Raw genomic sequence first — 16,113 nt, 5'->3', positions numbered from 1 at the left:
GCGAGACCGAGATGACACCCCAGAACCAATCCACCGATGACGCGCTGCTGGCCCTGCTCTGCGAGCTCGACGACACCGCCGCCCCTGCCGGTATCGTTGCCCACGGCGCCGACCACGCGCCGCTGTCGTTCGCCCAAGAGCAGCTGTGGCTGCTCGATCAGCTCGACCCCGATGCCGCCACCTACAACCAGCCGCGCGCCTTTTTGCTCCAGGGCCCGCTGCAGGCCCAAGACCTGCAACAGGCGCTGGACCGGGTCATCGACCGTCACGACATCCTGCGTACTCGCATCAACGAGGTGCAGGGCCATCCACGCCAGCAGGTCGACCGCGCGGCGCGCTTGAACCTGCGCTGCGTCGACCTGCGCGGGCAACCACCGCAGGTGTTGCACGAGGCGCTGCAGACCGAGGCCGCCACCCCGTTCGACCTCACCCAGGCCCCGCTGCTGCGCGCCTGCCTGTATCAGCTGGGCGCGCAACGCCATGTGCTGGCCCTGACCAGCCACCACATCATCAGTGATGCCTGGTCCAACCCAGTGCTGCTGCGCGACCTCTCCCAGGCCTACGGCAACGTCTGCACCGGCAGTGACTGCCAGTTGCCTCGCCCAGCGGTGCAGTACCTGGACTTCGCCCACTGGCAGCGCGGCGCCTACCAGGCCAGCCCGGCCCACGAGCGCGCCGCCAGCTACTGGCGCCAATACCTGCAAGGCGGCCTGCAACGGCTGGAACTGCCCACCGATCACCCGCGCGACAGCCGTCCCGCCACGGCCGCCGGGACCTGCACCCTGGCCTTGCCCGCCGCGCTGTTCAGCCAACTGCAGACCGCCTGCCGGGCCCATGGCCTGACGCCATTCATGGTGCTGCTGGCCGCCTGGCAGCTGGTACTCGGCCGCCATGCCCGGCAGGACGACTTCATCGTTGGTGTGCCCAATGCCGGGCGCAACCAGGAACAGGTGCAGGACCTGATCGGCTTTTTCGTCAACAGCCAGATCCACCGGGCGCGCCTGGACCCGCGCCAGTCCGTGGCCAGCCTGCTCGAGCAGGTGCGCAAGCACGCCCTGGCATGCCTGGAGCATGCCGACTACCCGCTGGAGCAAGCGCTTGCTGAACAACGGCAAGGCAGCAACGGCGTGCTGTTCCACTGCCTGTTCAATTGGACCAGCGACAATGCCGAGCAGCCCGCGGCCGGTTTCGCAGGGTTGCACATCGAGCCGATGCCCAGCGCCCCCACTGCCGCCAAGTTCGACCTCAGCCTCAACGTTCATGCCGGTCGCGAGCGGCTGGGCATCAGCCTCGACTACGATGCCACGCTGTTCGAGGCGGCCACCGCTGAGCGGCTGGGCGAGGACTGGCTGGCCATCCTCCAGGCCATGCTCGACCACCCCCAGTGCGCCATCGGTGAGCTTCATGCGCAGCCTGCCGTGCAGCGTGAACAGTGGTTGGCCGCGGCCCAGGGCCCCGCAGGCGATGCCCTCGACGGCCTGGCCGTGCACCAGCAGTTCGCGCGCCTGGCGCAGCGCCACGGCGAGGCCATTGCACTGGTGGCCGGCGACACGCGGCTAAGCTACCGCGCCCTCGACAACGCTGCCGAGCGCCTCGCCCGGCGCCTGCACACCGCCGGCATCGGCCCAGGCGAGCGTGTCGCGGTGGCCCTGGAACGCGGCGCGCCGCTGATCGTCGCCCTGCTGGCCACCCTCAAGGCCGGTGCGGCGTACGTCCCGCTGGACCCCCAGTTCCCCGCCGAACGCCTGGCCTACATGCTTGAAGACTGCGGCGCCCCCCTGCTGCTGAGCCAGGCCTCGGTGCTGGCTGCCCTGCCAACGCCGCGCCAGCAGGTACTGCTGCTCGATGACTTCGACCTGCACGCCGCGCACCAGCCCGAACCGCCCCTGCCCCTGGACTGCCCGCCGCAGCAACTGGCGTATGTGCTCTATACCTCCGGCTCGACTGGCAACCCCAAGGGCGTGATGGTGCCCCATGGCGCACTGTCCAACTTCGTCGCAGCCATGGCCAAGGCGCCCGGCATGCAACCGGGGCAGCGCCTGCTGAGCATCACCACCTGCTCCTTCGACATTTTCGGCCTGGAGCTGTACCTGCCGCTGTGCACCGGGGCATGCATGGTGCTGGCCGACAAGCACACCGTGCAGGACCCGGCGGCAATTCTCGACCTGCTGATCAGCGAACGCATCGACGTGCTGCAGGCCACCCCATCGACCTGGCGCATGCTGCTCGACAATGACCCCGAGCAACGCCTGCCCGCCCTGACCGCACTGTGCGGCGGCGAGGCGCTCGGCGATGACCTGGCGGCAAGGCTGCTGGCCCGTTGCGCCGCACTGTGGAACCTGTACGGCCCGACCGAAACCACCATCTGGTCGGCGCGCCACGCACTGGCCCGCAGCAGTGCCCGCCCCGAACTGGGCCAGCCGATCGAGCGCACCGGCCTGTTACTGCTCGACGGCAACCTGCTGCCCAGCCCGCAGGGCGTACCGGCCGACCTGTACATCGGCGGCGACGGCCTGGCCCAGGGTTACCACCAGCGCCCCGGCCTGACCGCCGAACGCTTCGTGCCGCACCCCTACGGCAAGCCCGGCGAGCGCCTGTACCGCACCGGCGACCTGGCGCGCCGCCACGCCAGCGGGAGCCTGGACTTCCTTGGCCGGGTCGATCATCAGGTGAAGATCCGCGGCTTTCGCATCGAGCTGGGCGAGATCGAATCGGCCCTGCTCACCCTGGACGCGGTACGTGAAGCCGCAGTGGTCGCCCGCGACGGCGTCGATGGCGCGCAGCTGGTCGGCTATGTAGTACCCGCCAGCACGCCCGACGACAGCCAGGCATTCATCGAACACTGCCTGGCACCGCTGCGTGAGCAACTGCCGGGCTACATGCTGCCAGCACGCCTGCACCTCTTGCAGGCCATGCCCCTGACCCCCAACGGCAAGCTCGACCGCAAGGCCCTGCCGGTGGTCGACGACAGCCCGGCACAGGCTCGCTACCAGGCGCCGGCGAGTGACCTGCAACGCCAGGTTGCGGCTACCTGGGCCGAGCTGTTGAAGGCCGAACGGGTCGGGCTGGGGGATGATTTCTTCGCCCTGGGCGGGCATTCGTTGCTGGTGGCGCGGGCGGTCTCGCGCCTGCGCCACGAGCTGGCGCTGAACTTCCCCCTGCGCCTGCTGTTCGACCAGCCGCGCCTGGGCGACTTCTGCCAGGCCCTGGCGCAGCTGCAAACGGCCACCCCGCTGGCCATGCCGGTACGAACCGCGCGCGACCAACTGCCGCTGTCTTACGCCCAGGAGCGCCAGTGGCTGCTGTGGAAGCTGGCCCCAGACAGCAGCGCCTACCACATTCCCAGCGTACTGCGCCTGCGCGGCCCGCTGGATGTCACCGCCCTGAACCGAGCCTTCGACCAACTGATCGCCCGCCATGAAGCGCTGCGTACCTGCTTCACCCTCGAAGGTGAGCAGCCGCGCCAGCACATCCTGGCCCCCTGGTCGCTGAACGTGCAGGGCGTGCCGCTTGAAGAAAGCCAGTGCCAGGCCTTCATCACAGGCCTGCTCCGCCAGCCCTTCGACCTGGCCAGCGGCCCGCTGCTGCGCGTAGGCCTGGCACGCCTGGCGGCCGAGGAACACGTGCTGGTGCTGGTGCAGCACCACATCGTCTCCGATGCCTGGTCGATGCAGGTGATGGTCCGCGAGCTGTGCGCGCTCTATCAAGGCCAGGCCTTGCCCGCACTGGCACTGCAATATGCCGACTTCGCGGCCTGGCAGCGTCGCTGGCTGGATGACGGCGAACGCGAGCGCCAGCTGGCCTACTGGCGCACACGCCTGGCCGGCGAGCAACCGGTGCTCGAACTGCCCTGCGATCACCCCCGCCGCGACGATGCCAAGCGCCCGGCGGCACGCTTGCATCTGGCATTGCCCACGGCACTGGGCGAAACCGTGCAACGTTTCGCCAGCGCACACCAGGCGACAGTGCCGATGGTGCTGCTGGCGGCCTGGCAGGCCCTGTTGCACCGCTATAGCGGCCAGCCGGACATCCGCATCGGCGTACCGGTGGCCAACCGCAACCGCCTGGAAACCGAGCAATTGATCGGCTTCTTCGTCAACACGCTGGTGATGCGCGCCGAGTGCACGGCCGACCTGTCGTTTGCCGGGCTGCTGGCGCAGACCCGCCAGGCAATGGTCGAAGCCCAGGACCACCAGGACCTGCCCTACGAGCAACTGCTCGAAGCCCTGCTGCCCCAGCGCGGCCCACGCCAGGGCTTGTTCCAGGTGCTGTACAACCACCACCAGGCAGCCGACGCCACGCCACTGGGTGCGCTGCGCCTGGAGGCAGTGGACAGCCAACCCCAGGAGGCCCAGTTCGACCTGGCGCTAAGCACGGCCCAGGGTGAACAAGGCCTCAGCGCCAGTTTTACCTACGACCGTACGCTGTTCGACGCTACGACCCTGCAACGCCTGGCCAGGCACTGGCTGAACCTGCTCGAACAGGCCATCGCCCAGCCAGGGCTGCCGCTCGCCCGGCTGGCCCTGATGGACCCGGCCGAACGCCTGCAGGTCCAAGAGGCCTGGAACGGCGCCCCGGTCGCCCACCCACAAACGCAAGCACTGGCTGCACGTATCGAATCCCAGGCACAACGCCAGCCGCAGGCCGTTGCCTTGCGCTATCAGGGCCAGGCCTTGAGCTACGGCGAGCTCAACCAGCGCGCCAACCGCCTGGCACACCGCCTGATCGCGGCGGGCGTGGGCGCCGATGTGCCGGTGGGCCTGGCCGCCGAGCGCGGCTTCGCGCTGATCGTCGGCATGCTGGCCATCCTCAAGGCCGGCGGCGCCTACGTGCCGCTCGACCCCGCGCACCCGGCAGAGCGCCTGGCTTTCGTGGTCCGCGACAGCGGCATCAAGGTGCTGCTCGAGCAACCCGGCCTGCTCGCCGAACTGCCCGCGCACGCCGGGCTGCTGCGCCTGGACCTGGAGGCCAGCTACGACGACCAGCCGGTGCACAACCCCGCACCGCGCAGCAGCGTCGACAACCTCGCCTACATCATCTACACCTCCGGCTCCACCGGTCTGCCCAAAGGCACGCTGCTCAGCCAGCGCAATGTCCTGAGGCTGTTCAGCGCCTGCGATCGCTGGTTCCGCTTCGACCACAATGACGTCTGGACCTTGTTCCACTCCTTTGCTTTCGACTTTTCGGTGTGGGAGATCTTTGGTGCGCTGCTGCATGGAGGCCGCCTGGTGATCGTGCCGCACGCCTTGAGCCGCGACCCGCAGGGTTTCCTGCAACTGCTGGTGGACGAGCGTGTGAGCGTACTCAACCAGACGCCATCGGCATTCAAACCCCTGACCCAGGCCGCGTGCAGCGCCGCCTCGGCAGACCTTGCCCTGCGTCATGTGATCTTCGGTGGCGAAGCGCTCGACGTGGCGGCACTGCGCCCCTGGTTCGAGCGCTTCGGCGCACAGCGGCCACAACTGGTGAACATGTACGGCATCACCGAAACCACGGTGCACGTCACCTATCGACCAATTGGCCTGGATGATGTGAACCGCACGCTGAGCCCGATCGGCGAACTGATCGACGACCTCAGCGGCTACCTGCTCGACGGCGAGCTCGAACCGGTTCCGGCGGGCTGCATCGGCGAGCTGTACATCGGCCAGGCGGGCCTTGCCCGAGGCTACCTCAACCGCGCCGGGCTGAGCGCTACGCGCTTCATCGCCAACCCGTTCTCCTCCCAGCCCGGCAGCCGCCTATACCGCACCGGCGACCTGGCGCGCCGCCGCAGCGACGGCACCCTCGAATACATCGGGCGCATCGACCAACAGGTGAAGGTGCGCGGCTTCCGTATCGAACTGGGCGAAGTCGAGGCCAGCCTGCTGGCGCAGCCGGCGGTGGCCCAGGCGGTGGTGATCGCCGACCAGGGGCCCGCCGGCACCCGCCTGCTCGCCTACCTGGTGGCGCATCACGGCCAGGGCGGCGACACCGCCACCCTGCGCGCCGCGCTCAAGGCGCAGCTACCCGACTACATGGTTCCGGCCCATTGCATGTGGCTCGAACAGCTGCCCCTGACCGTCAACGGCAAGCTCGACCGCAGCGCCCTGCCGGCACCGGCCGACAGCCCTACCCAACGCCCCTTCCGCGCGCCCCACACAGCGTTGCAAGTGCAACTGGCAGGCATCTGGCAACAGGTGCTCGGTGTACAGGCGGTGGGCCTGGACGACGACTTCTTCGAGCTGGGCGGCCATTCGCTGCTGGTGATCAACGTCGTCTCGCGCATCCAGCTGGAGCTGGGCCGCGAGCTGACCCCACAGGCCCTGTTCCAGCACCCGACCCTTCAAGCCCTGGCGCTGCACCTGGACACCACTACAACCGCGGTCGATGAAAACAAGCTCGACACCCTCGAAGCCTGGCTCGACGAAATGGAGGAACACTGATGGACAGCACTGCCGCTTCGAGAATCGCCAAGCGCTTTGTCCTGCTGCCGCTGGAAAAGCGCCGGCAGTACCTGATGAAGATGCGCGAGGAAGGCCTGTCGATGGCCAGCCTGCCGATCCCTCAGGTACGTGAAGCGTTCGACCGCCTGCCGTTGTCGTTCGCCCAGCAACGCCAATGGTTCCTCTGGCAGTTCGACCGCCAGGCCAGCGCCTATCACATCCCCTGCGCCCTGCGCCTGCGAGGGGCACTGAACGTGGCGGCGCTGCAGGCCAGCCTCGAGGCGCTGGTGCATCGCCATGACAGCCTGCGCACGCGTTTCGTCGAAGACGAGCACGGCGTGGCGCAGCAGGTGGACGCCACCGTCGCCGTCGCCCTGACGCTGACCACGCTCGATGAGCAGGCCCTGCAGGCGCATATCCAGGCGCGGGTACGTGAACCGTTCGACCTGGCCTGCGGCCCCTTGTTGCGTGCCGAGTTGCTGCAACTGGGCAGCGATGACCATGTGCTGCTGCTGGTGCAGCACCACATCATCAGCGACGGGCGCTCGATGCAGGTGATGGTCAAGGAGCTGACCCACTGCTATGCGCGCTTCAGCCAGGGCCTGGCCAGCCAGTTGCCCGAACCGCAGCTGCAGTACGCCGACTACGCCATCTGGCAACGCCACTGGATGGAAGCCGGCGAGCAGGAACGCCAGCTCGACTACTGGCGCCAGCGCCTGGGCAGCGAAGTGCCCGTGCTGGAACTGCCGTTGGACCGGCCACGCCCGAGCGTGCAGCGCTTCGACGGGGCGCGCCTGCCGCTGGCCATCCCACCGGCCCTGGCCCTGGCCGTGCGCCAGCTTGCCCAGGCCCGCCAGGCCACACCGTTCATGGTGCTGCTGGCCGCGTTCATGGCCCTGCTGCACCGCTACACCCGCCAGCAGGACATCCGCGTCGGCGTGCCCAGTGCCAACCGCAACCGGGTCGAGGCAGAAGACCTGATCGGCTTCTTCGTCAACACCCTGGTCATCGATGGCCAGTGCCAGCCGACCCTGTCCTTCGAGCAACTGCTCGACCAGGTCAAGGCCACCACCTTGCAGGCCCAGGCCCACCAGGACCTCCCCTTCGAGCAACTGGTCGAGGCTTTGCAGCCAGCGCGCAACCTCAGCCACAACCCCCTGTTCCAGGTCATGTTCAACCACCAGGTCGGCGCGCCCCAGCCGAACGAATCGGCCCTGGGCCACGGCCTGGCCATCGAGCCGCTGCCACTGACAGGCGAGACCGCGCAACTGGACCTGACCCTCAACACCTTCGAGGACGCCCAGGGCCTGAGTGCGAGCCTGACCTACGCCACCGCCCTGTTCGACCACAGCTCCATCCAACGCCTGGGGGACCACTGGCTGCGCCTGCTGGCGCACGTGGTGCAGGCCCCACAGCAGGCGCTGGGCGAGATCACGCTGCTGGCCGATGACGAACGCCAGCGCTTGCTCACCCAGTGGAACGCCACCACCCACGCCTACCCGGCCACGCCGTCGATCCACGCCCTGGTCGAAGCCCAGGCACGCCGCACGCCCGCTGCCACCGCACTGCTGTTCGGCGACAGCGCGCTGAGCTACGCCCAGCTCAACCGCCAGGCCAACCAGCTGGCGCACGCCCTGATTGCCCAAGGCGTGCGCCAGGACACGCCGGTCGGCATCGCCGCCCAGCGCAGCCTGGAGCTGGTGGTTGGCCTGCTGGCCATCCTCAAGGCCGGCGGCGCCTACGTGCCGCTGGACCCTGAATACCCCGCCGAGCGCCTGAGCTACATGGTCGAAGACAGCGGCATCGGCCTGCTGCTGACCCAGGCGCACCTGCGCGAGCGTCTGCCGCTGCCGCCCGGGCTGCCGGTGCTGCTGCTCGACCAGGCGCCCGCCGCGCAGCCCGAACATGACCCGCAAGTGCCGTGCACGCCCGAGCAACTGGCCTACGTCATCTACACCTCCGGCTCCACCGGCCGCCCGAAAGGCGCAGGTAACAGCCACCGGGCCCTGGCCAACCGCCTGCAGTGGATGCAGGCGGCCTACGGCCTGGATGCCAGCGACACAGTGCTGCAGAAGACGCCCTTCAGCTTCGACGTGTCGGTGTGGGAGTTCTTCTGGCCGTTGATCACCGGCGCCCGCCTGGCCATTGCCGCGCCGGGTGACCACCGCGACCCGGCGCGCCTGGTGCAACTGATCGTCCAGCATCAGGTCACCACCCTGCACTTTGTGCCCTCGATGCTGCAGGCCTTCCTGCTCGACGACCAGGTCAGCCGCTGCAGCAGCCTGCAGCGCATCGTCTGCAGTGGCGAGGCGCTGCCGGTGGAGGCGCAGCAACAGGTGTTCGCCCAGTTGCCCCAGGCCCAACTGTACAACCTGTACGGGCCCACCGAAGCGGCCATCGACGTCACCCACTGGACCTGCCGCGACGAGGGCAAGACCGGCGTGCCGATTGGTCAACCTATCGCCAACCTGGCCTGCTGGATCCTCGATGCCGGCCTGCAGCCGCAACCCGCTGGCGTGATCGGCGAGCTCTACCTGGGCGGAGTGGGCCTGGCCCGCGGGTATCACCAACGCCCGGCGCTGACCGCCGAGCGCTTCGTTGCCTGCCCGTTCCAGCCTGGCGCGCGCATGTACCGCACCGGCGACCTGGCGCGCTACCGCGACGACGGCGTGATCGAGTACTGCGGGCGCATCGACCACCAGGTAAAGATCCGCGGCCTGCGCATCGAACTCGGTGAGATCGAAGCGCGCCTGATGGAACAACCCGCCATCCACGAGGCCGCCGTGCTGGCCGTGGACAACCAACTGGTCGCCTACCTGGTGGCCAGGGCCGGCGAGCCGCTGCCTGAGCGCGAGCAACTGAGCCAGGCACTGCTGGCCCACCTGCCCGACTACATGGTGCCCAACCAGTGGTTGTTCCTGCCGCGCATGCCGCTGAGCCCCAATGGCAAGCTCGACCGCAAGGCCCTGCCCGCCCCGGGGCTGGCTCAGGCCCAGGCCAGCTACAGCGCCGCCGAAGATGAACTGCAGGCACGCCTGGTGCAGGTCTGGCAGCGGGTGCTCAAGCGCGAGCACGTGGGCATCGATGACAACTTCTTCGAGCTGGGCGGCGACTCGATCGTGTCCATTCAGCTGGTGAGCCAGGCACGACGCGACGGCCTGCACTTCACCCCCAAAGACCTGTTCAGCCACCAGACCGTGCGCACCCTGGCGCAAGTCACCCAGAGCCAGGCCGAACCGGCCGAGGCCGCGTACCGGCCTGCCAGCGGTCCCAGCCTGCTACTGCCGATGCAGCAGCAGTTCTTCGCCCAGGCCGTGCCGCAGGCGCAGCGCTGGAACCAGTCGGTGATGCTCATGGCCAACCAGGCGCTGGCCCCGGCCCACGTGCGCCAGGCGCTCGCCGCGCTGCTGGAGACCCACGATGCCTTGCGCCTGCGCTTCAGCCAAGTGCAAGGCCAGTGGCAGGCTCACTTTGCCCCGCATACGCCCGACGACGACCTGCTCTGGCTGTTCGAGCCAAGCCAGGGCGACAGCTGGCAGGACCTGTGCGACCGCGCTCAAGGCAGCCTCGACCTGGGCCAAGGCCCGTTGCTGCGCGCCGTGCTGGGGGTGGTCGACGGTGAGCAGCGCCTGCTGCTGGTGATCCACCACCTGGCCGTGGACGGTGTGTCCTGGCGCATCCTGCTTGAAGACCTGCACGGTGCCTATTCCCAGGCGGTTGCCGGCCAAGCCTGCGCGCTGCCACCGCGCACCCTGTCGGTGCAGGACTGGGCCCTGCGCCTGCAAGCCTACGCACAGAGCCCGGCCGGGGAGCAGGAAGCCGCCTTCTGGCAACGCCAGTGCGCCGATATCGACAGCAGCCTGCCGGTGCTCGATGCGGACGTTGCGCTGCGCCTGTGCGACAGCCGCAGCGTAACCACCCATCTGGATGCCGCGACCACCACGCGCCTGCTCACGGATTGCCCGGCGGCCTACCGCACGCAGATCAACGACCTGCTGCTGGCCGCCCTCGCCCGTGTGCTGCAACGCTGGACCGGCGCCTGTGACCATCTGGTGCAACTCGAAGGCCATGGCCGCGAAGCCTTCGCCGACTTCGAGGCCGACCTGACCCGCAGCGTCGGTTGGCTGACCAGCCTCTACCCGGCCCGCATCAGCGCCGGCAGCTCGCTGGCCGAAGCGATCATGCTGACCAAGGAACAGCTGCGCGCCCTGCCGGGTAAAGGTGCGTTCTTCGGCGCCCTGCGCAGTTTCGCCAGCCCGGCGATACGTGAGGCCCTGGCCGCACTGCCCACTGCGCGCATCACCTTCAACTACCTGGGCCAGTTCGACAGTGGCCACGACGATGCCGCCACGCTGTTGCGGCCGATCCCCGCAGACAAAGGCCGCGAACAAAGCCCCGATGCGCCGTTGCAGAACTGGCTGGCCCTCAATGGCCAGGTGTTCGACGGCGAACTGCGCTTGAACTGGAGCTTCAGCCAGCGGATGTTCGAGCCGGCTCAACTGCAGCACCTGGCCGACGACTATGCCGCCGAGTTGCGTGAGGTGGTGGCCTTGTGCGGCCAGGGCGTACGCCTTGGCCTCACCCCTTCGGACGTGCCGTTGGCCCGGCTTGGCCAGGCCCAACTGGCCCTGTTGCCTTTCGCCTGCGACCAGGTCGAAGACATCTACCCGCTGTCCACCGTGCAGCAGGGCATGCTGTTCCACACCCAGGACGCCGGTGCCGGGGACTTCTACATCAACCAGACCAGCGTCGAGGTCCAAGGCCTGGAGGCGCCACGTTTCATCGCTGCCTGGGGCCGGTTGGTGGAGCGCCACGAGATGCTGCGCAGTGCCTTCTGGCAGGCGCCGCAACTGAGCGAGCCACTGCAGGTCGTGCTGCGTCAAGGCCAGCTCGACGCCAGGACGCTGGACTGGCGCGGCCAGGCCGTCGAGCCGGCGCGCCTGGCCGCCGCCGCGGAAGCCGAGCGGCGTCGCCCGTTCGACCTCCTCGCCCCACCCTTGCTGCGCCTGTTGCTGGTGCGCCTGGATGACGAGCGCCACCAGTTGATCCTGACCAGCCACCACATCCTCATGGATGGCTGGAGCCAGTCCCGCCTGCTCGGTGAACTGTTCCAATGCTACGCCGGCCAGGCATTGCCGGCTCAGCAAGGCCGTTACAGCGACTACATCCGCTGGCTGCAGGCGCCGGCACAACAGGCCAGCGAGGCGTTCTGGCGGCCACGCCTGGCCGAGCTGCAGGCCCCTACCCAGCTGGCCGGCGTGGCCGGTAGCCGCAGCGCCCAGCAAGGCCACGGCGCGCTCTACCTGCACTGGGACGAGCAGCGCACCACCTGGCTGCGCGAGCAGGCCCAACGCCTGCGCGTTACCCCCAACACCTTGGTGCAGGCTGCCTGGGTGCTGCTGTTGCAGCGTTACACCGGCCAACAGACCGTGTGCTTCGGCGCCACCGTGTCCGGTCGCCCGGCCAGCCTGCCGGGTGCCGACAACCTGCTGGGGCTGTTCATCAACACCTTGCCGATCATCCAGGCCCCGCACCCGGCTCAACCGGTGCAGGACTGGCTGCAACAGTTGCAGACCTGCAACCTGGAAGTGCGCGACCACGAGCACACCCCGCTGGTGGACATCCAGCGCTGGGCCCAGAGCAATGGCCAGGCGCTGTTCGACAGCATCATCGTGTTCGAGAACTACCCCATCGATGAACGCCTGCAATCGGCCGGTGCCGCCGGCCTGCGTTTCGGTGAAGCGCAACTGCGCGATGTCACCAACTACCCGATGGACTTGGCGGTGCACCTCAATGCCCGTCTGCGCATCGAGTTCCTCTACCGCCAGGACCATTTCCAGGCGCCGCAGGTGGAGGCCATCCGCAGCCACTTCGACACCTTGCTCGAACGCCTGCTGAGCCACCCCGAGGCGGCCGTCGGCACGCTTGGCCTGCTCGACACCGCAGTGCAACCACACCCACAGCCCGGCGTGAGCCCTGAGCACGACTTGGCCAGCCTGATCGGCCGTCATGCCCAGGCGCGTGCAGACCAAGTGGCGGTGCGCTGCGACGGGGTGCAACTGACCTACGGGCAACTGGAAGAGCAGGCCAACCGCCTGGCCTGGACCCTGCTCGAACGCGGTATTGGGCGCGAGGACCGGGTGGGCATCGCCCTGGATCGCTCGGTGCGCACCATCGTTGCCTTCTACGCGGTGATGAAAGCTGGCGCGGCCTATGTGCCGCTGGACATCGATTACCCCGCCGAACGCCTGCAATGGATCATCGGTGACGCCGACGTGGCGCTGTTGCTGACCGACAGCATCATCGGCGAACGCCTGGGCGTGGCCCCCGAGCGCCGCCTGGACCTGGACCGCTGCGAGCTGTCCGCGCAGCGACACGCCCCGCAACGGCAAGCGCTGGACGATCAGCTCAGCTACATGATCTACACCTCCGGCTCCACCGGTAACCCCAAGGGCGTGGCCGTGGCCCGCGGCCCACTGCGCATGCACTGCCAGGCGATCATCGAACGCTACGAAATGGGCCCGTCGACCCGCGAGCTGCTGTTCATGTCGTTCGCCTTCGACGGTGCTCAGGAGCGCTGGCTGTCGACCCTGATCAGCGGGGGCCTGCTGGTGGTCCGTGGCAACACCCTGTGGACCCCGCAGCAGACCTGGGACGTGCTGCATGCCGAGGCCATCAGCATCGCCTGCTTCCCGCCGGCCTACCTGCAGCAACTGGCTGAATACGGCCAGGCCCAACCGGCACCGCCCCCGGTGCGCATCTACTGCTTCGGCGGCGATGCGGTGGCCGATGCCAACTTCGAGCTGGTCAAGCAGGTGCTCCAACCGCACTACCTCACCAACGGCTACGGCCCTACCGAAACCGTGGTCACCCCGTTGCTGTGGAAAGTGCCGGTGACGGCGCGCTGCGAAGCGGTGTACGCCCCCATTGGGGTGGCCGTGGGCAACCGCACGCTGCATGTGCTGGATGATTGCCTCAACCCGCTGCCGGCAGGCCTGGCCGGGGAGCTGTACATCGGTGGCGAGGGCCTTGCCCGCGGCTATCACCGCCGCCCGGGGCTGAGTGCCGAGCGCTTCGTCGCCGACCCGTTCAGCGCCACTGGCGGGCGCCTGTACCGCACCGGTGACCTGGTACGCCAGCGCCCGGACGGGGTATTCGACTACCTCGGGCGCCTGGACAATCAGGTGAAGGTCCGCGGTTTTCGTATCGAACTGGGCGAGATCGAGGCGCGCCTGCGCGATATCGCCAACGTGCTCGATGCGGTGGTGGTGGCGCGCGAGGCTGCCAACGGTAAGCAGCTGGTCGGTTACGTGGTACGTGGCGACGGCGAGCGTGCTGTCACGCCGATGCTCGAGCACCTGCGCCAGGTGCTGCCCGACTATATGGTACCGGCGCACCTGATGGTGCTCGATGCGTTGCCGCTGACCCCCAATGGCAAGGTCGATCGCCGCGCACTGCCCGAGCCTTTGCTGCGCGAGCGCCAGTACCAGGCCCCGGCGGATGACCGCCAGCGCGCCCTGGCGGCGATATGGGCCGATGTGCTGGGCCTGGAGCAGGTCGGGGTAAGTGATCACTTCTTCGAACTGGGGGGCGATTCACTGAGTGTGCTCAAGGTGCTCTCGCGCTTGCGCAACCAACCGCAACTGGGCCTGAACCTGAAGCTGCGCGACCTGATCGCCCGCCCGACCATCGCCGAACTGTGCCCGGCCGAGGCGGGCGAGCAGGCGGCGCTCGACCCACTGCTGCTGCTCAACCGCAAAATCGAACGCCAGGCCCCGCTGTTCTGCCTGCATGCGGGCTTCGGCACAGTGTTCGACTACCGCGCACTGGCTCAGCGGCTGGACGGCGTTTGCAGCGTCTATGGCCTGCAGAACCGCATGCTGCTCGACCGCCAATGGCAGGACGAGTCGCTCGACGCCATGGCCATCGACTACGCCCAGTACATTCGCCAGAAGCAGCCCCACGGCCCCTACCGCCTGCTGGGCTGGTCGCTGGGTGGCACCCTGGCGCTGCTGGTGGCCCGTGAGCTCGAGCGCCAGGGCCAGCAGATCGACCTGCTCGGCCTGGTTGACCCGTATGTACCGGGTGAGCCAGGTGCGGCGCTGGACGAAGACTGCGGTGGCGACTTGCGCGCCTTCCTCGCCGTGGTCGGTGGCCGCTCGGCCGACAGCCTGCCGCTGTTCCCGGTAGCGGCCAATGCCGATGCCACGCAGTTGCAGGCACTGATCGAGCGGAGCCTGGGCGCAGAGGCCAGGGACGGCCTGCAAAGCAGCGAGGAGCTGGCGCGCACGTTCACCGTCGCCATGACTCTCAAGGCCCTGTCGCTGCAAGTGCACGCCCTGCCCGCGGTACGCGCCAGCCTGGACTGCTGGTGGGCACAGAGCAGCGAAGCGGGCGTCTGCCAGGCCTTCGAAGCGCACCACGCGATCCACTCCAGCCAGCGCCTGGCCGCTGATCACTACGCCATCGTCAGCCATGGCGCACTGCTCGAAACCGTGCTTCAGCGCCTGCAGCCGGTGGCCGCACACACCCTGTGAACCTGCGCCCGGCCGCCCTGTGCGGCCGGGCCTTTATCCAACACTGTGAAGGAAACCCGAATGTCCCTGGATTGCGATCTGGAAGCGTTCCTGGAACTGGCCGAACTCGGCCGCCTGACGGGCAAGAGCCAGCCCATGCATCAGTTGAGCATCGCCCAGGCACGGGCGGAGTTCGAAAACGCCTCGCGTCTGCTCGACCCCGACCCTCCCGCCCATGTCGACGTGCGCGCCCTGCAGTTCAGTTGCCGCGAGGGTGCGCAGTTGCCCGCCCGTCTCTACGTGCGCCCGGGCGTCACGCCCAAGGCCACCTTGCTCTACCTGCATGGCGGTGGTTATGTGGTCGGCAGCCTGGACTCGCATGACTGCGTGTGCCGGCGCCTGGCCTGCCTGGGTGACTATGCGGTGTTCGCTCCGCACTACCGGCTGGCGCCCGAGCAGCCGTTCCCAACGGCACTGCACGATTGCCAGGACGCCGCCCTCTGGCTGCAGCACAACGCTACCGAGCTGGGCCTGCCAAGCGCGCTGGTGCTGGCCGGCGACAGCGCGGGTGCTACCCTGGCCACGGTTCTGGCGATCGAAGCCGCGCAACACCCGCAGGCCATGGCAGTCAAAGCGCAGCTACTGTTCTACCCGGTAGCCGAAAGCAATACTCGACGCGCTTCGCACCGGCAGTATGGCGAGGGTTACCTGCTGGAGAGCGGCACGCTGGACTGGTTCTACGAGCATTACCTGGGCGCCACCCAAGCGCACACTGACTGGCGCGCCTCGCCCCTGCTGCACCCGGCGTTGCCAGCCATGGCGCCGGCCTATGTGAACCTGGCCCAGTACGACCCGTTGTTCGATGAAGGCCTGGACTATGCGCGCAAGCTCGAGGCGAGCGCCACACCGACCACCCTGCGTATCGAGGCGGGGTTGACCCACGATTTTCTGCGCATGTCGGGTATCACCGGGGCGACTGGCGAGGTGTATGCGGCGGCAGGATGCTGGTTGGAGCAGGTGCTGGCCTGACCAGCAAGCCTGATGCCCGTAGGGCAAGCGATCTGGGGCCGCCATGCGGCCCATCGCCGGCAAGCCGGCTTGTATGGTTAGACTTGAAGGGGTGGTGGGACTAAATGCCGGATTCTGACTGTTGACGCAGTACAGACTGTGGGAGA

General features: G+C 68.3%; 3 protein-coding genes. All 3 read left to right on the top strand.

Annotation, left to right across the window (positions count from 1 at the left end; translation table 11 throughout):
• The first annotated feature begins 11 nt into the window (after positions 1 to 11).
• From ACIPZH_RS25150 to ACIPZH_RS25140, 3 genes are read left to right on the top strand one after another with little or no spacing between them, the layout of a single operon-like run.
• Positions 12 to 6,422, top strand: coding sequence for an amino acid adenylation domain-containing protein (locus ACIPZH_RS25150; protein ID WP_400638256.1), 6,411 nt, complete (start codon positions 12 to 14; stop codon positions 6,420 to 6,422).
• On the top strand, positions 6,422 to 14,959 hold the full coding sequence (locus ACIPZH_RS25145) for an amino acid adenylation domain-containing protein (protein ID WP_400638255.1): 8,538 nt from the start codon (positions 6,422 to 6,424) through the stop codon (positions 14,957 to 14,959). Before ACIPZH_RS25150 ends, ACIPZH_RS25145 begins: the two co-directional genes overlap by 1 nt.
• A 60-nt stretch (positions 14,960 to 15,019) precedes the next feature.
• Positions 15,020 to 15,967, top strand: coding sequence for an alpha/beta hydrolase (locus tag ACIPZH_RS25140; RefSeq protein WP_400638253.1), 948 nt, complete (start codon positions 15,020 to 15,022; stop codon positions 15,965 to 15,967).
• Positions 15,968 to 16,113: the final 146 nt, after the last annotated feature.

It is taken from the genome of Pseudomonas sp. NPDC089758, assembly GCF_044748705.1.
In the GTDB taxonomy this organism is placed as follows: domain Bacteria; phylum Pseudomonadota; class Gammaproteobacteria; order Pseudomonadales; family Pseudomonadaceae; genus Aquipseudomonas; species Aquipseudomonas putida_X.
The sequence above is the reverse complement of the archived record's forward strand: the minus strand, read 5'-3'. Positions and strand labels throughout refer to the sequence as shown.

Coding starts and splice junctions, on each gene's coding strand:
- ACIPZH_RS25145 (WP_400638255.1), top strand. CDS start 6,422: ATGGACAGCACTGCCGCTTCGAGAATCGCCAAGCGCTTTGTCCTGCTG.
- ACIPZH_RS25140 (WP_400638253.1), top strand. CDS start 15,020: ATGTCCCTGGATTGCGATCTGGAAGCGTTCCTGGAACTGGCCGAACTC.
- ACIPZH_RS25150 (WP_400638256.1), top strand. CDS start 12: ATGACACCCCAGAACCAATCCACCGATGACGCGCTGCTGGCCCTGCTC.